Genomic DNA, 19,171 nt, shown 5'->3' on the forward strand with positions numbered 1-19,171 from the left:
CGAAAGCGCAAGATGACGGCCAATCTCCCCCCTCGTGGGGGAGATGCCCGGTAGGGCAGAGGGGGGCGCTGTCCCGCCGTCGTTTCGGCATCGTGCACTCAACTCGCCAGCGCCTGATCCAGATCCGCGATCAGATCATCGCCATCCTCGATCCCGGCCGACAAGCGCACCAGCGAATCGGATATCCCGATCTCGGCGCGTTTTTTCGCAGGGATCGAGCCGTGCGTCATCAGTGCGGGGTGCTCGATCAGGCTTTCGACGCCGCCGAGGCTTTCGGCCAGCGTGAACAGTTGCGTGTGTTCGAGGAAACGCTTGGTGCCAGCAAGGTCGCGGTCGAGCTCGATAGTGATCATGCCGCCGAAGGCGTGCATCTGCCGCCTGGCGATGGCGTGCTGCGGGTGGCTGGGCAGGCCGGGATAGATGACGCGGCGTATGTCGGGGCGGCTTTCCAGCCAGTGCGCGATCTTCTGGCCGTTCGACGAATGACGCTCCATCCTCAGCGCGAGCGTCTTCAGGCCGCGCAGCGCCAGGAAACTGTCGAATGGCCCGGAAATGGCGCCGATGGCGTTCTGCAGGAACTTCAGCCGATCGGCGAGATCCTTGTTGTCGCCGACCACGGCGACGCCGCCGACCATGTCGGAATGGCCGTTGAGGTATTTCGTCGTCGAGTGAACAACGATATCGATGCCGAGCTCCAGCGGCCGCTGCAGATAGGGGCTGCAGAAAGTGTTGTCGGCGACCGACAGCACGCCTTTGCGCCTGGCCAATGCCGCGACGCCTTCGAGGTCGACGACACGCAGCAGTGGATTGGTCGGCGTCTCGACCCAGAGCAGCTTGGTTTCCGGGCGGATCGCCGCTTCGACCGCGGCAAGATCGGTGAAGTCGACAAAGTCGACCTGCAGATTGGCCGAGCGCTTGCGCACCCGCTCGAGCAGCCGAAACGTGCCGCCATATATGTCGTCGGTGGCGACGATATGGGCACCGGAATCGAGCAGTTCGAAAATAGTGGCGATCGCCGCCAGCCCCGAAGCGAAGGCGAAGGCGGCTGTGCCGCTTTCGAGGTCGGCCACAGCACGCTCGAAGGCAAAGCGGGTCGGGTTCTGGCTGCGGGCATATTCAAAACCCTTGTGCACGCCCGGGCTCTGCTGGCCGTAGGTCGAGGTGGCATAGATCGGTACCATCACCGCACCCGTCGTCGGGTCGTGGCTCTGGCCGCCATGGATGGTGCGCGTCGAGAAGGCGAGGCGGTTTTTGCCCGATATTGTGGCTTTGACGGTCATCGGGCGCGCCTCAGATGGTTGATCAGGTCGATGCGGGTTATCAGGCCAATAAATTCGTCGGCGTCGAAGACGATGGCAACCTCGTTGCGGTCGAACACCGGCAGCAGCGCATCCAGCGTCTGGCTGGCCTGAAGCGTGTGCAGATTAGAGGTCATGGCCGTACTGACCGGGGCCTTGAAGCGGTCCCAGCGGCTGTCATAGGGCCCTTCGACCTTGGCGAGGATATCGCTTTCGTCGATGATGCCGACGAGCTTGCCCTCGTCTAGCACCGGCAGCTGCGAGACATCCGAGCGGCGCATCCGGCCATAGGCGTTGAGCAGGCTTTCGTCGGGGCCGACGGACACGACATCGCCGGTGCGGAGCGTGCGCATGACCAGGTCGCGCAGATCGCCATGCTGCTCCTGCTCGGCCAAGCCCTGCTCGACCAGCCAGAAATCGTCGAAGACTTTCGACAGGTACTTGTTGCCGCTGTCGCAGACGAAGGTAACGACGCGCTTCGGCACGGTCTGCTCGCGGCAATAGCGGAGTGCTGCCGAAAGCAGCGTGCCCGACGACGAGCCGGCGAGAATGCCTTCCTTCGAAAGCAGGTCGCGTACCGCAAGCATGCTCTGCTTGTCGGGGATGGAGTAGGCCTTCCTGACCAGCGACAGATCGGCATTGGGGGGCACGAAATCCTCGCCGATGCCTTCAACGGTCCAGCTTCCGGCCTCTACCATCTTGCCGGTTTTGATCAACGGTGCCAGCACCGAGCCGACCGGATCGGCCAAAATCATCTCGGTCTTCGGCGAGACTTTCGCGAAATAGCGGCCAAGCCCGGTCAGCGTGCCGCCGGAGCCGACGCCGACGACAACCGCATCGACGTCGCCTTCGAGCTGTTGGAAGATTTCCGGCCCAGTCGTGGTTTCGTGCGCGTGCGGATTTGCCGGGTTGGCGAACTGGTTGGCATAAAAGGCGCCGGGCAGCTCGGCGGCGATCTTTTCGGCCATGTCCTGGTAATATTCGGCATGTCCCTTGCCGACGTCGGAACGCGTCATGCGCACTTCGGCGCCGAGCGCCCGCAGATGCTGGATCTTTTCGCGCGACATCTTGTCAGGCACGACCAGGATGATGCGGTAGCCCTTGGGGATGCCGACCTGGGCGAGACCAAGACCGGTATTGCCGGCAGTCGCCTCCACGATCGTCCCGCCGCGTTTCAGTTTGCCCTGTTTTTCGGCGGCGGCAATCATCGACAGCGCGATGCGGTCCTTGATCGAGCCGCCGGGATTCTGGCTTTCGAGCTTGATGAACAGCCGGCACTTGCCGATGTCGAATTTGGTCAGCTCGACGACCGGCGTCTGCCCGATCAGGTCGAGAACCGAGGCATAGGGCGGGCGCAAGCGGGACGATGCGTCGTCCGGTGCCACGATCTTGTGCTTGCTCATGTCAGATGCTCCGTTGCCAGAATGAGCAACCGCCCTGGAAGACGGCAACCTACCGTCTTTTCCAGCCGTTTGCAGTTGTAAAGAAGATAGATCGTGCCAATCCGGCCGCCAGCAGGGGAATGGAATTTCGCGAAAGCTTCGCCAGCCTCGAGGCTGGGCAAAAGATTTGCAGAACCTGCTTAGGGTTCAGGCGATCGCGGCCTGGGCTTCGATCTCGATCAGAAAATCCGGATTGCCGAGGCCGGCGACGCGCAGCACTTTGATGATCGGCGGCACGCCGCGGTTTGCCCGGAAGGCCATCCAGGCGCCGAAGGCCGGCCCTATGTCCAGGTCGCCGGCGATATAGACCGAGAGGCTGACGAGGTCTTCAGGCTTTGCCCCACCGGCTTCGAGCACCTTTGCCAGGTTGGAGAGCGCCTAAGCGGTCTGCGCAGCGAGATCGTCCCTGGCGACGATCCGGCCTTGCGCGTCGACCCCATTCTGGCCGCCGACCAGCACGATGCGCGCGGATGCCGGCAGCGACACGCCTTGCGAATAGGCCGAGTTGCTGTGCATGCCCTCGGGGTTCAGCCTTTCGATGGTCACTGCGCTTTTCCTCCTCAGCGAAAACTATACCGCGGCCGCCTGGCCGTCCGTAGGGTCGCACGGCACAGAACGGCAATCGTGCGCCCGTTTCAACGCACCATCTCGTTCGTTGCCGCCGCTGATTCCGCCATGCTACCCGGCGCTGGTCGAACAGCAATGCAAGGAATGGCCGATGAAGATTCTTGCCTATGACAATTTCAAGCCCGGCGTCACGCTCGACGACCTGCGGCCTTATTTGCGCGACGAAGTGTCGAACGTCTGGCGGCTCTGGAAGGCGGGGATCGTGCGCGAGAATTATGCGCGCGGCGATATTGGCGGCGTCATCATCGTGTTCGAGCTCGACAGCGTCGCGGAAGCGCGGCGCTACACCGAGGACTTCCCGCTGTCCAAGGCCGGGCTGCTGGAATGGCACTTCATCGCCTTCGACGCGCCATTGCCGCTGGAATTCCTGTTCGACCCGACCGTCGACATCGCCAAGCCGTGGGACCGGACGGCGGCATGATCCGGTCGCGCGACGGGATCGAAATCCCGGCCAGCCTGGCTGAGTGGTGCGATCCGCGCCGCACGGCGCTGGTGGTCTACGACATGCAGGTCGGCATCTGCCGCCAGGTGGCCGGCGCCGCCACCATCGTCGAGCGCACCGGCACGGTGCTGGAAGCGGCGCGCGTGGCCGGAATGCGGGTGGCGTTCACGCGCCATCTGTCGCTGCCGCGCAAATGGATGGGCGCGACGCAGCTGCGCACCGCCATGGCCTGGCAGCGGCGCGACAGCCCCGACACAGTTGAGCCGTGGTTCCCGCGCGACGCCGAAGCGACGCGGATCGTGCCCGAGCTGGAACCCCGCGATGACGAGGCGGTGTTCGACAAGCTCACGATGTCGGCCTTCGATTCAACCGCGCTCGGCTTTGCCTTGCGCGATTGCGGCGTGCGCACGATAGCGCTCGCAGGCATCGCCATGGAGATCGGCATCGAGCCAACCGTTCGCCAGGCGACCGACAATGGCTTTGTCGCCGTGGTCATCGAGGATGCCTGTGGCTTCGGCAACCGCGAGGCGCGCGACCGCTCGATGGCGACGCTACGCTTCGTCGGCGAAGCCCTCGTCACCGATGTCGCAAGCTTCTGCAGCGCACTTGCCGGTGCGGGTTGAGGGTGGTCGGCTTGCCGGCGCGACCCACCGTTTCACGGAAACGCCGAACCGCTCTATGCCTTTGTTTTCAAGCAATTGCGGACGGAAAACCGCGCAGCACTATGCCCGGAATGGATCTAAGTGGTGGCTGCGCTATCGGTGCGAAAACGCACGCCCTCGGCGCGGCCATGCACGCTTCCCCAGTCGTAGAGCGCCTGAAGCGCGGCGGCGAGATCTTCACCGCGCCCGGTCAAGGCGTAGCGCCCCTTGCCGTCGGGCGACATCTCGAGCGTGACGAAGCCGATCTCGACAAGCTCGGCCAGGCGCTGCGTCAGCATCTTGTCCGAGAGCGAGGGGATCAGCCGGCGCAGGTCCGAATAGCGCATCGGCTGTTCCTTGACGTGCGCCAGGATCACCGTCTTCCATTTGCCGCCGAGCGCGTCGAGCGCGAACTCGACCGGGCAGCCGTAGAGTCTTCCGCGTTGGGTCATGCGCCATGGTAGGCAAGGCATGGTGACGACGGAAGCAGAATTTGCCCGGTGTGGAGATCGTCATCGCCAACCCTGCTGTCTCGACCACCACGGGCTGGCCGGTCGGCTTCTGGCGGAGCTAGCTCCCGCACCCCTGGTTCGCCTTCACCGCGAGGTTATGCGGTCGAGATCTTTTCACCCAACGGCGGCGGTCTTGCATCCGAAATTGCGTCAAGACAAAGGGCGCCTTATCCGAGCAATCGCTTGCTTAGCCGCGCACACTGCACGCGAATATCGGGAATGGCGTCGATCTCGAAGAAGGTGCCGCGCGTCAGCGGCCCGACCGCCAAAATCTTGGCCGATACTGTGCCATCGCCGGCGATGACCTCGCAGTCCGCGGTCACATCGAGGCCGAGCCGCAGCGGATCCGGCCGTGCCAGCCCACGGTCGACCAGCGACCGCACCACGCTGTTCGAGGTGGTCGAGATATCCCTGGCGATGCCGGTGCAATCATAGATGCGGGCGACATCGAACCTTTCGAGGCGCTGCGTGTGGCGGGGCTGGACCTCTACGGTGTAGCCTGCGGCGATGTCGACGATGCGGCCGGCGACAAGCCGGATGCGGCCGGCCTGCACCGCCTCCGTAACGCGGGCGTAGACTTGCGGCGCCATGCGATGGCGGTGGATGTCCCACCACGCCTTGGTGTGCTCGACAAAGCGGCGCTTGGCCGAGGACGGCCAGTTCTGCCAGATCTTCTGGTTGAAGGGCCTCAGACCGTCGACGACGTCGCGCCAGTCGATGCCGGCCTTCTGGTTTTCCCGGATCAGGTCGCGGAACCAGCCGACGAAATAGGAAAGCTGGGTGCCGAGCGGGATATCGGCAACGTCGAGCTTGATGGGATTGCCCTTGCGATGCGGCGAAGGCAGCAGGCCGCGCCGCGACACCGCGACGATGGCGCCGCGATGACCGCGCTGCTCGAGCGACAGAAAGGCATCGACCATGCTCAACCCCGTGCCCAGCACCAGGACTCGGGCTTCGGGGTCGAGCGCGCTGTCGGCCTCGGATCCCATCCTGATCGCGTGGCCCTGCCCCGCCCCCGGCTCCTCGTCATGGCCGGTCGCCAGCACGGCAAGATGCGCAACCACGCTGGTGCCGTTGGCCAGCGCCACCTCGACGCCGGACGCGGTCGGCGAGATCGACAGGCTCTCCTCGCGGATCAGGCGCAGCCGGCCCGTCTGCTGCTCACGCGCCTCGAGCTCGTCGAGCAGCTCCTTGAGATAGCGGGCGTAGACGCTGCGCGGCGCATAGACCGGTGCCTGTTCCGGCGTTGCCAGGCCGCGTTCAAGTAGCCAGCGCGAGAAATTGCCGGGATCGTCGGCATAGGCGCTCATGCCCAACGCGCTGACATTCAGCACATGGGCTGAGAGCAGCGTTGAATAGGCCATGCCTTGCCCAAAATGCGGACGTTTTTCGACCAGGCTGACGCGGAGATCGGGATTGGGCGACTTCAGCAGATGCGCGGCAAGCACGACGCCGCTGGCGCCGCCACCGACAATGATGATCGAAGTTGGAATGATCGAATTTGCGCGTCCGGTCATGCGCGCACCAATTGTCTTGGGAGCCATTGGTTCCGGAATTCTCGGGTCAGGCTTTGTTGATTCAGGCCTGGATTTTCAACGGCACCGAAAGGTCTTCGTCGCCGGCGATGTCGCGCATCTCGGCGAGGCTGCGCTGGTCCAGCACCTCCGCGATGGCCTGCCGGACCTCCAGCATCAGATGTCGGACTTGGCATGTCGCCTCGTTGCAATCTTCGCAGCGCTGATACTGGGTGCGGCTGGCGCAAGGAATGGGGGCAAGTGGCCCGTCGAGCACGCGCACGACGTGCCCGACCTTGATCTCGTCCGCTGGGCGCGCCAGGCGATAACCACCCTCCTTGCCCTTGCGGCTCTGGACGAAACCGGCATTGCGCAATTCGCCAAGGATGGCATCGAGGAACTTTTTCGGAATATTGTTTGCGCGGGCGATGTCGTTGACGAAGGCGAGCTGTCCAACCGGCAGGCGCGCCAGATGAACGAGCGCCTTGAGGCCGTACTTACCTTTTTTCGTGAGCATAACCCGAACGTTTCTCTGTCATGCGATGACCCAAGGCCATCGGTTGCGAAACGCCTGGCGTGCCTCCCCGCCGCGTCCAAGCTGTCACTTCAGATAAATTCTAGTGACATGATATACAAGCCAAGAAACGTTGATTTTGTTTCGTTTTCAAGCCGCAATGGCCATTTTGGCCGGGGCTTGTGCCCCTACGAGCACAGGAGCCGCCGCCAATGGGACACCGGCAAACTGGCCGGCGACAGGAATGTCCCGACCGGCCGATAGCAGCTTCTGTCCCTGAATTTGAAGGCCAAAGCATGCCGCGCGCGGCAACAAGGAGGGTGGCGTCGCTCATCGTCCTCTCCAATCCTTCAATGTCCATAAGAATACTAGACTTAACCCCGAGCACAGGAAATTCACTTTCAATTGTTCGGCCGTTCGCAGCATGGATTTGCCGGTGACCGGGCCAAAACGGAAAATTCTTGTTTGCGGCTGATGGCGCAATCACCGGTCGCTCCAACGGACAGCGAAGCCAGAGGCGAGGTGGAGCCAAGAAGGCAATTGAGGTGCTGCGCCATTGTTCAAAGCAGCGACGCAGCGGAGACCCCGAGGATCGATGCCGCTATACTGACCAACGAATGCAGATCCAATAGTGCGCGCCATTCCGTCTCTGTTTCGGCTGACCTGACCGTCAACAGACCTTAGGCCGAGGCCCGCTGCAGCCGCCATATCCGCCTTCGCGCCGGGCCACTGATGGCTTTTTTCTAACAAGACGGCAATGGTTGGAAGGATTTAACTCTACAAGCCTTATAGACTTAGCTGACTATGAGGGAGCGATCCGATTTTTCTCTTTTCAAGGAGCCTTTCATGTCCACCATTTCGCGCCGCGTCGTTCTCCTGTCCTCGGCGGCTCTGGCTGGTGCCGGCTTTCTCGGCCCAGCCCATGCGAAGGACCTCAAGATCACTATCGGCTACCAGACGGTCGTCGAACCCTCGAAGGTGCCGCAGGCCGACGGCGCCTATGAGAGCGCGACCAAGGCGGCAATCGACTGGCGGAAATTTGATTCCGGCGCCGACGTGATCGCCGCCGTCGCTTCCGGTTCGGTCGACATCGGTTATGTCGGCTCGAGCCCGCTGGCGGCGGCGGCGAGCCGCGAGCTTCCCATCCAGACCATCTTCATTGTCGGGCTGATCGGCGAATCCGAGGCCCTTGTCGCCCGCAACGGCGCCGGCATCGAGAAGGTCGCCGACCTTGCCGGCAAGAAGGTGGCGGTACCCTTCGTCTCGACGACGCATTACAGCCTGCTTGCGGCGCTGAAGCATGAGGGTGTCGAGCCGAAGTCGGTCGATATTCTCAATCTGCGGCCACCGGAGATCGCGGCGGCATGGGCGCGCGGCGACATCGACGCCGCCTATGTCTGGGATCCGGCACTCGGCCAGATCAAGACGTCGGGCAAGGTCGTGCTGGATTCCTCGCAGGTCGCCGCCTGGGGCGCGCCGACTTTCGACGCCTGGATCGTGCGCACCGACTTCGCCGAAAGGAACCCGGAGGCGGTGCGCGACTTCGTCAAAATGACGGGCGCTGCCTATGCCGAATTCCTGGCCAAGCCGGATCAATGGTCGGTGTCCTCGCCGCAAGCGGCCAAGATCGCCAGGATCACCGGGGCCAAGCTCGAAGACGTGCCGCAACTGCTGAGGGGCTATGTCTTCCCGACGCTCGAGGAGCAGGCCTCGGACAAGTTCCTCGGTGGCGGCACGGTCAAGGCAGTCGAGGCGACGTCGGCCTTCCTCAAGGAGCAGGGCAAGATCGACGCCGTGCTGCCGGATTATTCGAAATACGTGTCGTCGAAATATGTCGGCGAGGCGCTTGCCTCGAATTAGCGACCGCTCAATGCGCGCGTCCTCCCTTCCCTGACGCGCGCGTTGCCTGCAGATTCAGAATATCGGCGACGCCACATGACGCATCTCCTGCTCGACAAAGTCTCGATTCATTATGAAGGCCAGCCGGCGCCGGCCGTCGAACGCGTGTCGATTGACGTCGCCAAGGATGACTTCGTTGTCCTGGTCGGCCGCTCCGGCTGCGGTAAGACCTCGCTGCTCAATGTCGCTGCGGGCCTGGTCGAGCCTGTGCGCGGCAGCGCCACGGTAGGCGGCAGGCCGATCACGGCGCCAGGCTCGGACCGCGCCGTCGTGTTCCAGAACGACGCGCTGTTTCCGTGGCTGACCGCGCGGGAAAATGTCGCCTTTGCGCTCAGGCTGCGCGGCGTCGGGCCAAGTGAACGGGCGCGGCGCGCCGATGCGCTGCTGGCGCTGGTGAAGCTCGACGGTGCCGGCGACAAGCGCATCTGGGAGCTTTCCGGGGGCATGCGCCAGCGCGTCGGCCTGGCCCGGGCGCTGGCGGCCGAGCCGCAATTCCTGCTGCTCGACGAGCCGCTGGGCGCGCTCGATGCGCTGACACGGGAACGCATGCAGACAACGCTGCTCGATCTGTGGACGGCAAGCAATGTCGGCGTGCTGATGGTGACGCACGGCATCGAGGAAGCGCTGGTGCTCGCAACCCGCATCATTGTGCTGGCTCCCGACCCTGGGCGGGTGGTGCGGAGTTTCGAAACCGGCTTCAGCCGGCGCTATGCAGCCGGCGAGGCCATTCGCAGCATCAAGGCCGATCCCGCCTTCGCCGCGGCGCGCGGCGAGCTGACCGATGCGATCTTCGAAGGAGAGGCAGCATGACCGTTACCTCCTATACCGAGCGGCCGCAGCGCTCCAAGGCCGACGACGGAGCCGACGCGCTGTCCGTGCCATGGTCGCGGTCGCGGCCGAGACGCAGCCGCGTTTCGGCCCGCATGGTCAGCGCGATCACTGTTCTGGTGGTGCTGGCGGCGTGGGCACTGTCGGCCCGCCTGCAATTGGTGTCGCCGGTTTTCCTGCCGTCGCCCGTGGCAGTCTGGAACAAATTTGTCGTCGTCGCCCGTGACGGCTTTGTCGACGCGACGCTGCTCCAGCATATCGCCGCCAGTCTGTGGCGGGTATTTGCAGCGCTGATCGCGGCCGTTTTCGTCGGCGTTCCCATCGGGCTGGCTATCGGCATCAGCATCATAGGGCGCGGCATCTTCGATCCGCTGCTCGAATTGCTGCGGCCGATCCCGCCGCTGGCCTATCTGCCACTAATCATTATCTGGTTCGGCATTGGCGAGCCGTCCAAGATCCTGGTGATTGCCATCGCCATGCTGGCGCCGGTCGCGCTGTCGACGGCATCGGGTGTTCGCGGCGTCTCGCAGGAACGCATCAATGCGGCACGCGCGCTTGGCGCGACCCGCACGCAGCTTGTCCGGCACGTGATCCTACCCAGCGCACTGCCCTCGATCCTGACCGGCCTGCGCATCGCGCTTGGCGCCGGCTGGTCGACGCTGGTTGCCGCCGAGCTGGTGGCGGCGACGCGCGGGCTCGGCTTCATGATCCAGTCCGCCGCCCAGTTCCTCGTCACCGACGTGGTGGTGATGGGCATACTGGTGATCGCGGCCATTGCCTTCGTGCTCGAATTCATCATCCGCAGGATCGAGCGGGTGCTCGTCCCGTGGGCGGGGCGGGAGTGACCGGATCGGAGACGTGACGATGCCCCATTCCACCGCTGTGCTGCTTGCGCGTTTCGGCCATTGGCTCCGCCTGATCAAGGCCGGAGACAAACAGCCGCCTGAGGACGAACGCAAAGCGCCGACGCCGGTGCATCTGGACGCGGAGCGCAACCGCTTACCGCCGCGCGACGAAAGTTTCTACTGGGGCTGGCAATACTGGTCGCGGTGACCGGCCGCCACAGGTCCGCTGTGCGCTGCTCTGGCGGGAGCCTGAGGATCGACGCCTGCTCAAACGCGCGAACGGTTCGCCCAGGCCAGGCCGGCCAAGCCAACCAGCGCGGTGACGATGCCGACATAGAGCCATTGCGACTGGCCGGTCATGAAGCTGCCGCCGATAAGGCCGATGCCTTGCAATGACCACAGCACGCCGATGGCGAGCACAATCAACGCCAGCAGATTTTTGATCAATCTCATTGCTAAAACTCCTTTCCAAGTCGATCATCGGCCGCGCTCCTGCCGGAATGGAACAGCGAAAGAAGCGGCCCGGTCAGGCCAACTTCTACTTAGATGCAAATCTCTGATCTTGTGCAAGACGTGCTGAGGTCGATGCGAAGATCATCAAAGAAGCTGTGCCTTGCTGCGGAAACTCTCTGACAAATTGTTTCGCACCGACTCCAAACGTGTAACATTGTCATGGAACCGACAGATCATTGCCGCATTTGCTGCCTCATTCGCCTCTAACCGCTGCGGGTCTGTCAACGGAGCCAGTCCCCAACACATGAACAAAAGCAACCAGACCGCGCTTGCCGCGGCCATGATCGCGGCTGGCCTGATGGTCGGCGCATCCACTGCCAGCGCCGCCGCTCAGTGCGGCCGTGCCTCCTGGTACTCACTGCATTCCAGAACCGCTTCCGGCGAACGCATGAACCCGTCGGCGCTGACCGCAGCGCATCGCAGCCTGCCGTTCGGCACCAAGCTGAAGGTGACCAACCGCAACAATGGCCGCAGCGTCGTCGTGCGGATCAACGATCGCGGCCCGTTTATCAGGGGCCGCGTGCTCGATCTGTCGAAGGGCGCCGCCAGCCAGCTCGGCTTCATCAGCTCGGGCCATACCGCCGTCTGCATGGCACGCGTCTAACAGTCAGAGCGCCAGGCCGGACACCTCCTCCGACGATCGCACCGATAGGCGTACCCTTGGCTACGCCTTCGCAGGTGCACATTGAGCCGGCTGTTGCCGTTGAAGGCGGATTCCCAACATCTTGGACGAAAGAATGAGCATAAATCACGCAAGTTGACGTATTGCATCGCAGCAAATTGTTGCTAACCTCCCGCAAGACAAGGCTCGGCGCTGCTCGTCGGCCCTTCGATCGCAGTCGGCAGCGGGGTTCTCGATGTTCTACCAGCTTTACGAACTGAACCATGCCGCCTTGCAGCCGGCCCGCCTCTATGCCGATGCGGTGCGCCTGTTCTACTCCAATCCGCTCAATCCGGTTTCACACACGTCCTGGGGCCGCTCGGTCGCGGCAACGGCCGAATTGTTCGAACGCACGACACGCCGCTACGGCAAGCCGCAATTCGGCCTGACCAAGACCGTGGTCGACTGGAAAACCGTCGAGGTCAGCGAACGCACCGTCTGGTCGCGGCCGTTCTGCAATCTGGTCCGTTTCGAGCGGGCTGTCCCGGCCGGGCGCCGGCCGGATCCGAAGCTGTTAATCGTCGCACCGATGTCGGGCCACTATGCGACGCTGTTGCGCGGCACGGCCGAGGCGATGCTGCCCTATGCGGACGTGCATATCACCGACTGGGTCGACGCCCGGATGGTGCCGCTTGCCGACGGCAGCTTCGACCTCGACGACTATGTCGACTACATTGTCGACATGCTGCATGCGCTGGGACCCGACACCCACGTGATGGCGGTGTGCCAGCCGTCGGTGCCGGTGCTGGCGGCGGTGGCGCTGATGGAAGCCAAGGGCGATCCTTTCGTGCCCTCGACGATGACGCTGATGGGCGGCCCGATCGACACGCGCCGCAACCCGACGGCGGTCAATTTGCTGGCCCAGGAAAAGGGCATCGACTGGTTCCGCGACAACGTCATCATGCGCGCGCCCTGGCCGGTGCCGGGCTTCGGCCGCGAGGTCTATCCCGGTTTCCTGCAGCTTTCGGGTTTCATGAGCATGAACCTGGATCGCCACATCATCGCCCACAAAGACTTCTTCATGCACCTGGTGAAGCATGACGGCGACAATGCCGAGAAGCACCGCGAATTCTATGACGAATACCTGGCGGTGATGGATCTGACGGCGGAATTCTACCTGCAGACCGTCGATACCGTCTTCGTCCGCCAGGCCTTGCCCAAGGGCGAAATGACGCATCGCGGTGTGGCGGTCGACCCTTCGGCGATCCGCAATGTCGCCCTGTTCACCGTCGAGGGCGAGAACGACGACATCTCCGGCCTTGGCCAGACCAAGGCGGCGCACGACCTCTGCATCAACATTCCGGCCGACAGGCACGCCCATTACATGCAGCCGGCGGTCGGCCATTACGGTGTGTTCAACGGCTCGCGCTTCCGCTCCGAAATCGTGCCGCGCATCGTCGATTTCATTACCAGCTACGGCCGCCAGAACCGTGTTGCGGTGAAGCCCAAGCTGGTCAGGACCGGCAAGAAATAGGCGACCAGCGATGATGCCCGTCAATCCGCATCAGGTCGGTCAATGCCAAAATCATCGGTTGGCGGGGCCGTGCGGCCGGTCGACCTGTTGCACAATAGTCGCGTTGGCGCCACGCAGGTAACCATGCCGCAAAAATCAATCCATCCTCATAATTGACACCGACTGTAAATACCCCTTAACGTTTCGTTAACAACAAGGGACAAGCGGGGACAATGATTTCCTCACCAATGGCGAGAACGCTACGCCTGTGCGCGCTGGCTGGACTTACTGTGGCGGCAGGTTGGGCCAGTTCGGCCTCGGCAGCCAGCCCGATGATAACAGGTGGTCCGACGTCGCAGCCGATCGGCCATTATGATTTCTGCAAGACCTACCCGTCGGAATGCTCGATCCGCCCGAAGGATCTGTCGCCCGCCAGCATGACCGGCTCGCTGTGGCGCAAGCTGCTCAGCGTCACGGTAAAGGTCAACGCCGCCGTCAAGCCTGAGAGCGACTTCGACATCTACGGCAAGGACGAGGTCTGGGCCTATCCCGACAAGGGTGTCGGCGACTGCGAGGACTATGTCCTGGAAAAGCGCCGTGAGCTGAACCGGCTGGGCGTCTCGTTTGCCGATCTGCTGATGACCGTCGTGCGCAAGCCGGATGGCGAAGGCCACGCCGTGCTGACGGTGCGCACCGACAAGGGCGACTACATCCTCGACAATCTGACCGACCAGGTCCGTTCCTGGGACCAGACCGGCTATCGTTTCCTCAAGCGGCAGGCGATCGACAATACCGGCCGTTGGGTCTCGATCCGCGGCGGCCAGCAGGTTCTGGTCGGCTCGGTCCAGTAACAAAGCAACTCATTTCGGCCGGTTCAGCGCGGCGCGGAGCGACGCAATGATGCGGCGAAGCTCGGCTTCGTCGAGCTTTTCGATGTTGTCGGCCAGGAGATTGGCAAGCTCGGTCGCCGCCGGGCTAAGGCCGGACGTGTCGAGCCTGACGCGCGGATGCGAGGTTTCGGCCAACCGCGCCAGTTCCTCGGCGTCGTCCCAAATGATGTTGAAATAGCCGATGATCTTCTGGATCAGCGTCCAGCTCGGCGCACCGCGGCGGCCGTGTTCGAGCGCCGAGAGATAGGCTGCGCTGACGCCGATCGCCTTGGCCATGTCCTTCTGGGTGACGCCGCGCTCGTTTCGCAGCACGCGAAGCTTTTCGCCGAACGGGGTCACGAGCACATCCTCATTGGCGCATCCTCATGGGCGCATCCTCAAGAGCGCGCCCGCCGCAGACGGACGTAAAGCGCGCCCGAGCCGCCATGATTGCGGGCGGCATGGTCGTGGCTGGAGACAAGGGGCCGGAAGGCGGGCGTCGACAGCCATGACGGCACGGCGCGTCGCAAGACGCCGTCGCCGCCCGACGAAGAGCCCTTGCCGGTGATTACCAGGACATAGCGGATGCCGCCGGCATGCGCCCGGTGCAGGAAGGAAAACAGCAGCGAATAGGCTTCGTCCTGGGTCAGGCCATGCAGGTCGACGCGGCCCTCGATCGGCAGCCGGCCCTTCGACAGCTTGTCCAGCGTCGGTTCGTCGAGTGCGTGGGAAACATGCTGCGCCTTCGGTTTCGCGACCGCGGCAGCATTGCCCGCGACCTGTGCCGGCGGCGGCACCTGCCTGGTTTCGTCGATCTCCGGCCCAAGCTTGGGAATATCGACGGCGATCTTGCCCTTCAGCGGCTTTGCCGTGCGCGCCACCAGGTTCCACAGGACCCGGTCGTCCTCGCTCAGCCTGTCGATGCGCCGGGTCATCGGTCTGCTCCTGAAACCAGCGGCCGGGGGATCAGCGCATAAAAATCGGCGGCGTTGCGGATAACGCCGGCGATCTCGCCGGCCGCATCGCCCGACCCAGCGAACAGATCGCCGCGGGCCGGCCCGATGATCGCTGAGCCGGTGTCCTGTGCGATCATCAGCCGCCGGAACGGTTTTTCGTCGAAGACGGTCAGCGACGGCGCATCGATATGGAAGGGCATGCCGAACGTGTGCAGCAGCCGGTCGACGGCGATCGAGCGGCAGGGTGTCAGCGGCACCTTGGCGGCAGCGACCGGGCCGAGCTCCGGGTCGTCGACGCCCATCTCGCGGAAGAAGATGTAGGAGCGGTTGCGCCAAAGGATCTCGTCGACGCGCTCCGGACGCGCCTTGAGCCAGGCACGGATCGACTGCATCGTCACTTTTTCCAGCGGGATCTCGCCTTCGTCGCTCAGGATCTTGCCCGGTCCGGTAAAGCGCTGGCCGGATTTGGCGGCATAGGTGACGCGGCAAAGCTCCCCGTCGGTCATGTTGAGCCGCGCCGCGCCCTGCACGTGGATGAAGAAGGCATCGACCTTGTCGGCGAGCCAGGCGATTTCCAGGCCTTGTCCAGCGAGCGCGCCGCGTTCGATCTTGCCGCGGTCGAAATATTCGACCGGGTCGTTCGGCGCCGCACGAGCGAAGGCAAGATAAGGATCCATGCCGGAAGGACGATTGCCATCGTCGATGTCGACAAGGTCGGCCGGGCGGGTTAGCAACGGCACCGAAAATCGTCGCGTGCGCACCGGCGAGGCGTCGACCTCCGGCTCGTAGAAGCCGGTGACGAGGCCTGGGCCGCCGTTTTCCGCCCCTATATGGGCCGGCACAAAGTAGCGCTCGAAGAAGCTTCGGGCCTCCAACCGATTCGCCGGCGAAACGGTGCGCGCTGCGGCATAGGCTTCGGCAAAGGCGCCGAAATCGACGCCGAGCGCGCCGGAGCGGTAGGGTTTCGTCAGGACATGAAAGGCCGAGCGGCGAAAGGCGTCAAAGGCAGGGAGTTGGTCGTCCTCGTCCCAGCCCGGCAATTCGCCAAAGGACTTTTCGCTGAAGACTCGAGAAAGCGACACGACAGCCCCCGCCGCCGTCCAGTTCAGTCTTCTTCTTCGGTGGCGACGAGCTTCCAGTTCGGATCGCGCGAGCGCGCGTCACGAGCGAAGGTCCAGACGTCCTTGACCTCGGCGACGGTCTCGGGATCGCCGTCAATGACGGCGCCGGCCTTGTCGCGGGTCGCTGAAATCAGTTCGCTGACAATGCGCAGCGTGATGTGCGCCTCGCTGCCCTTCATCTCGGCCGAAACGATGTCGGCCTTGTCGATGCCGACGAAGGAGGACTGGATTTTTTCGGCTTTTGCCTCGCGGTCGCCGATGGCCGCGACAAAGCCGTCATAGACCTCGCGCGACAAAAGGTTCTTCAAGGTTTTGCGGTCGCCATCGGCGTAGGCCATGACGATCATCTCATAGGCCATCTTGGCGCCGTCGACGAAGGTCTTCGGGTCGAAGGTCGGATCATTGTCCTTGATCGCCCGCAGGCCCCGGTTGAGATCTGTGTCGGGCTTGGCAAAGGCGTCGATCGCCGTATAGGCATCGGCCGCCGGCTCTCCCGCCAGCCGCTTGCGCGGCAGCGAAACCACGTTCTCGGGTTTCTGGGCGGCATCCTTGTCGTTCTTGCGCCCTGCCGTATATGGATCGAAGGGCGGGCGTTCGTTGCCCGTGCGTCGGCCAAGCACGTTGCGCAGCTGGAAGAAGATCACCACCGCCGCAATCAGAAAGAAAATTGTGCCGAAGTCGAAGAAGCCCATATCTTGCGCCAATCAATCCCTGCTTTGGCCGGACCAGCGGCCAAGCAAGGGCCGCGATCACATAGCGTTCAGTATCCAAAGCATATAGAACGCATGGCGCAATCATTCAAATCAAAGGCAGCCATACCTATCTAACAGCTCTGGTGCCAGCGGCGATTGCTCGCCGGCCGGCAAAACATCGAAACGATCGGTCAAGATTTGCGTATCTCGCTGCTTCCCCTGTTTGTTCTTGCGCTTCCGCTGCTGGAGATAGCCGGTTTCGTCATTGTCGGCCGCCAGATCGGCGCGCTGGCGACGGTCGGGCTGGTGCTGGCCTCGAGCGTCGCCGGCGCCTTGCTCCTTCGACACCAGGGTTTTGGCGTCATGGCCAGGGTCCGTGCCGAAATGGATGCCGGCCACGATCCGAGCCGCCAGCTTGCGCACGGCGCCATGATCGTTCTGGCCGCGATCCTTTTGATCATCCCCGGCTTCATCTCGGATATTTTCGGCATTCTACTGTTCCTGCCACCGGTGCGCGATCTTGCCTGGCGGATGCTGAAAGGCCGCATCGTGCTGGCCACCGATTTCGGCGTTGGTTTGCGGGCAAGGCAACGCGGCAAGACCATCGATCTCGACGACGGCGACTATTCGCGCGCCGACGACCATGCGCGCGGGCCTGACTCTCCCTGGCGCCGCCTCAAGGACGAGTAGCCGCAAGGCAACCGGCGTCTTTTGCAAACTTGTCTTGTCGTGCCGGCCATGATAGCGAACGCCCGAATTTCAATCCGGTCAGCAACGCTGCCCAGGCAAAAGGATCACAGCTTATGGCCAGCAACGACGACGCCCCGACCGGCGCAGCCAACGGTAATGGAAATGCGGAGCAGCCTTCGCTCAACGTGCTTGCGCAATATGTGAAGGACCTGTCCTTCGAAAGCCCCGGCGCGCCAAACTCGCTGCGCGGCCGCGACAAGGCCCCCGGCATCGCCATCAACGTCAACGTCAACGCCAACCCGCTTTCGGACAAGCAGTTCGACGTCAATTTGACGCTGAATGCCAAGGCATCGTTCGACCAGGAAGTGCTGTTCAATGTCGAACTGGTCTATGGCGGCGTCTTCTCCATCAGCGGCTTCCCGCAGGAGCACATGCTGCCGATACTGTTCATCGAATGCCCGCGGCTGCTGTTCCCGTTCGCCAGGCAGATCATTGCCGAGGCAACGCGCAATGGCGGCTTCCCGCCGCTGATGCTCGACCCGATCGATTTCGCGCAGATGTTCCAGCAGAAGCTGGCCGAGGACCAGGCCGCCGCCAAGGTCAAGGTGAGCTGAAGGCGTTTGTGTCTCGATAGCGTTTGAGAAACCCGGCCTTGCGCCGGGTTTTTTTATGAGCCGCTGGCGGGACAGTGCCCCCTCTGGCCTTCCGGCCATCTCCCCCTTAAGTGGGGAGATCGGAACTTCACGTCAGCCTTCGCCAATCCTTCATCGTCGCAGGAATGAGCGAGGCGCTGGGACTGCCAATCTTTCCCACTGAGGGGGAGATGCCAAGTGGTGGCTAAAAGGGCAGGACAGAGGGGGCGACGGATCACTCCGCTCAAAATCACTATGCCGCGGAACTCGCTTCCCGGCCGATGCGCAGCCAAAGCGCCTTTTCGCCGAGGCTGCCAACCATGCCCGCGTGTGCTGCGCGCTCGGCATCGGTCAGGCGCGAGGGCAAGGCGATGGGCCTGACGCCGATCGAAATGTCGATATCGTCGACATTCTGTCGTCCGCCCGCCGGCGTCATGATGCTGTCGAGGATGAGGCTGGCCTGCTTGCCGCCGATAAGCTCGATATAGACCTCGGCCAGCAATTCAGAATCGAGCAACGCGCCATGCTTGGTGCGACGGCCATTGTCGATGCCATAGCGGCGGCAGAGCGCGTCGAGCGAATTGGGACCCATTGGATGCTTGCGGCGCGCCAGCGCCAGCGTGTCGACGATCCGTCCCGGATCGATGGCCGGATGACCAAGCCGGCCGAATTCGAGGTTGAGGAAGCCGATGTCGAAGCCGGCATTATGGGCGACCAGCTTGGCGCCGTCGATGAAGGCCAGGAACTCCTCGGCGATCTCCATGAAAGTCGGCTTGCCCTGAAGATCGGCGGCGCTGATGCCGTGCACGGCCTGCGCCTCGTGATGAATCGGGCGGCCTTGTGGGTTGATGTATTTGTGGAAGGTGCGGCCGGTCGGAAAGCGGTTGACCAGCTCGATGCCGCCAAGCTCGATGACGCGGTCCTCGCGCGTGTCGAGGCCGGTGGTTTCCGTATCGAAGATGATCTCACGCATCGAATCAGTCCATTGGTTCCGCGTCATTCTAGCCGAATCACACCCGGAA

General features: G+C 63.3%; 24 protein-coding genes. 11 read left to right on the top strand and 13 right to left on the bottom strand.

The window, feature by feature from the left end:
* Positions 1-98 precede the first annotated feature (98 nt).
* From NKI50_RS18070 to NKI50_RS18085, 4 genes are all read right to left on the bottom strand, one after another.
* Entirely contained in the window at positions 99-1,280 is a 1,182-nt protein-coding gene (locus NKI50_RS18070) for a cystathionine gamma-synthase (protein ID WP_352642989.1), read from the bottom strand.
* A complete protein-coding gene (locus NKI50_RS18075) occupies positions 1,277-2,701 on the bottom strand; it encodes a pyridoxal-phosphate dependent enzyme (RefSeq protein ID WP_352642991.1) in 1,425 nt (474 codons plus the stop codon). The genes NKI50_RS18070 and NKI50_RS18075 overlap by 4 nt, the downstream gene beginning before the upstream one ends.
* Positions 2,702-2,887: 186 nt before the next feature.
* Positions 2,888-3,106: a RidA family protein gene (locus tag NKI50_RS18080; RefSeq protein WP_352643013.1), complete on the bottom strand. Its 219-nt coding sequence runs from the start codon at positions 3,104-3,106 to the stop codon at positions 2,888-2,890.
* A 12-nt stretch (positions 3,107-3,118) separates the two neighbouring features.
* Positions 3,119-3,286: a hypothetical protein gene (locus tag NKI50_RS18085; protein ID WP_352642993.1), complete on the bottom strand. Its 168-nt coding sequence runs from the start codon at positions 3,284-3,286 to the stop codon at positions 3,119-3,121.
* Between the two features lie 172 nt (positions 3,287-3,458).
* Between NKI50_RS18085 and NKI50_RS18090 the strand changes: the two genes are divergently transcribed.
* Both NKI50_RS18090 and NKI50_RS18095 read left to right on the top strand, forming a co-directional pair.
* A complete protein-coding gene (locus tag NKI50_RS18090; protein ID WP_023718782.1) occupies positions 3,459-3,788 on the top strand; it encodes a hypothetical protein in 330 nt (109 codons plus the stop codon).
* Entirely contained in the window at positions 3,785-4,432 is a 648-nt protein-coding gene (locus tag NKI50_RS18095) for a cysteine hydrolase family protein (RefSeq protein ID WP_352592228.1), read from the top strand. Before NKI50_RS18090 ends, NKI50_RS18095 begins: the two co-directional genes overlap by 4 nt.
* Positions 4,433-4,548: 116 nt before the next feature.
* On the opposite strand, the gene NKI50_RS18100 is transcribed toward NKI50_RS18095, so the two are convergent.
* From NKI50_RS18100 to NKI50_RS18110, 3 genes are all read right to left on the bottom strand, one after another.
* Positions 4,549-4,902, bottom strand: coding sequence for a winged helix-turn-helix transcriptional regulator (locus NKI50_RS18100; protein ID WP_352592226.1), 354 nt, complete (start codon positions 4,900-4,902; stop codon positions 4,549-4,551).
* A 227-nt stretch (positions 4,903-5,129) separates the two neighbouring features.
* Positions 5,130-6,479 (bottom strand): FAD/NAD(P)-binding protein, encoded by a 1,350-nt coding sequence (locus NKI50_RS18105; protein ID WP_352592223.1) that lies wholly within the window; start codon positions 6,477-6,479, stop codon positions 5,130-5,132.
* Between the two features lie 61 nt (positions 6,480-6,540).
* On the bottom strand, positions 6,541-6,993 hold the full coding sequence (locus NKI50_RS18110) for an RrF2 family transcriptional regulator (RefSeq protein WP_352592220.1): 453 nt from the start codon (positions 6,991-6,993) through the stop codon (positions 6,541-6,543).
* A gap of 843 nt (positions 6,994-7,836) precedes the next feature.
* On the opposite strand from NKI50_RS18110, the gene tauA reads away from it, so the two are divergent.
* From tauA to NKI50_RS18130, 4 genes are all read left to right on the top strand, one after another.
* A complete protein-coding gene (gene tauA, locus NKI50_RS18115) occupies positions 7,837-8,850 on the top strand; it encodes a taurine ABC transporter substrate-binding protein (protein ID WP_352495419.1) in 1,014 nt (337 codons plus the stop codon).
* A 75-nt stretch (positions 8,851-8,925) separates the two neighbouring features.
* Complete coding sequence (locus NKI50_RS18120) at positions 8,926-9,699, top strand: taurine ABC transporter ATP-binding protein (protein WP_352481338.1); 774 nt, start codon at positions 8,926-8,928, stop codon at positions 9,697-9,699.
* The gene (locus NKI50_RS18125) at positions 9,696-10,562 is read left to right on the top strand and encodes an ABC transporter permease subunit (RefSeq protein ID WP_352481337.1); all 867 of its coding nucleotides are present in this window, start codon (positions 9,696-9,698) and stop codon (positions 10,560-10,562) included. Before NKI50_RS18120 ends, NKI50_RS18125 begins: the two co-directional genes overlap by 4 nt.
* Before the next feature lie 19 nt (positions 10,563-10,581).
* Positions 10,582-10,770, top strand: coding sequence for a hypothetical protein (locus NKI50_RS18130; RefSeq protein ID WP_023718773.1), 189 nt, complete (start codon positions 10,582-10,584; stop codon positions 10,768-10,770).
* A gap of 59 nt (positions 10,771-10,829) precedes the next feature.
* On the opposite strand, the gene NKI50_RS18135 is transcribed toward NKI50_RS18130, so the two are convergent.
* Positions 10,830-11,015 (bottom strand): hypothetical protein, encoded by a 186-nt coding sequence (locus NKI50_RS18135; protein ID WP_023718772.1) that lies wholly within the window; start codon positions 11,013-11,015, stop codon positions 10,830-10,832.
* Between the two features lie 304 nt (positions 11,016-11,319).
* Between NKI50_RS18135 and NKI50_RS18140 the strand changes: the two genes are divergently transcribed.
* The 3 genes from NKI50_RS18140 to NKI50_RS18150 all read left to right on the top strand — a co-directional run bounded on the left by NKI50_RS18140 (position 11,320) and on the right by NKI50_RS18150 (position 14,040).
* Positions 11,320-11,679: a septal ring lytic transglycosylase RlpA family protein gene (locus NKI50_RS18140; protein ID WP_352481336.1), complete on the top strand. Its 360-nt coding sequence runs from the start codon at positions 11,320-11,322 to the stop codon at positions 11,677-11,679.
* 253 nt (positions 11,680-11,932) lie between these two features.
* A complete protein-coding gene (locus tag NKI50_RS18145) occupies positions 11,933-13,210 on the top strand; it encodes a polyhydroxyalkanoate depolymerase (RefSeq protein ID WP_352481335.1) in 1,278 nt (425 codons plus the stop codon).
* Between the two features lie 212 nt (positions 13,211-13,422).
* Positions 13,423-14,040 carry a transglutaminase-like cysteine peptidase gene (locus tag NKI50_RS18150; RefSeq protein ID WP_023718769.1) on the top strand — a complete coding sequence of 206 codons (618 nt, stop codon included), beginning with the start codon at positions 13,423-13,425 and terminating at the stop codon, positions 14,038-14,040.
* A 9-nt stretch (positions 14,041-14,049) separates the two neighbouring features.
* Here NKI50_RS18150 and NKI50_RS18155 read toward each other — a convergent pair whose 3' ends face one another.
* From NKI50_RS18155 to NKI50_RS18170, 4 genes are read right to left on the bottom strand one after another with little or no spacing between them, the layout of a single operon-like run.
* Positions 14,050-14,418, bottom strand: a complete 369-nt coding sequence (locus NKI50_RS18155; RefSeq protein WP_352481334.1) for a helix-turn-helix domain-containing protein — start codon at positions 14,416-14,418, stop codon at positions 14,050-14,052.
* Positions 14,419-14,456: 38 nt separating this feature from the next.
* Positions 14,457-14,993: a Smr/MutS family protein gene (locus NKI50_RS18160; protein WP_352481333.1), complete on the bottom strand. Its 537-nt coding sequence runs from the start codon at positions 14,991-14,993 to the stop codon at positions 14,457-14,459.
* Entirely contained in the window at positions 14,990-16,096 is a 1,107-nt protein-coding gene (gene mltA / locus NKI50_RS18165) for a murein transglycosylase A (RefSeq protein WP_352717251.1), read from the bottom strand. Before mltA ends, NKI50_RS18160 begins: the two co-directional genes overlap by 4 nt.
* Positions 16,097-16,119: 23 nt before the next feature.
* Positions 16,120-16,827 carry a Tim44/TimA family putative adaptor protein gene (locus NKI50_RS18170; RefSeq protein WP_023718765.1) on the bottom strand — a complete coding sequence of 236 codons (708 nt, stop codon included), beginning with the start codon at positions 16,825-16,827 and terminating at the stop codon, positions 16,120-16,122.
* Positions 16,828-17,025: 198 nt separating this feature from the next.
* Here NKI50_RS18170 and NKI50_RS18175 point away from each other — a divergent pair, with 198 nt between their 5' ends.
* Together NKI50_RS18175 and secB are read left to right on the top strand one after the other, a co-directional pair.
* Positions 17,026-17,517: an FxsA family protein gene (locus NKI50_RS18175; protein ID WP_023718764.1), complete on the top strand. Its 492-nt coding sequence runs from the start codon at positions 17,026-17,028 to the stop codon at positions 17,515-17,517.
* Positions 17,518-17,630: 113 nt separating this feature from the next.
* Positions 17,631-18,131 carry a protein-export chaperone SecB gene (gene secB / locus NKI50_RS18180; RefSeq protein WP_023718763.1) on the top strand — a complete coding sequence of 167 codons (501 nt, stop codon included), beginning with the start codon at positions 17,631-17,633 and terminating at the stop codon, positions 18,129-18,131.
* Between the two features lie 271 nt (positions 18,132-18,402).
* Here secB and dnaQ read toward each other — a convergent pair whose 3' ends face one another.
* Entirely contained in the window at positions 18,403-19,122 is a 720-nt protein-coding gene (dnaQ, locus tag NKI50_RS18185; RefSeq protein ID WP_023718762.1) for a DNA polymerase III subunit epsilon, read from the bottom strand.
* Positions 19,123-19,171 lie beyond the last annotated feature (49 nt).

Source organism: Mesorhizobium sp. M0563 (assembly GCF_040321065.1).
GTDB lineage: Bacteria > Pseudomonadota > Alphaproteobacteria > Rhizobiales > Rhizobiaceae > Mesorhizobium.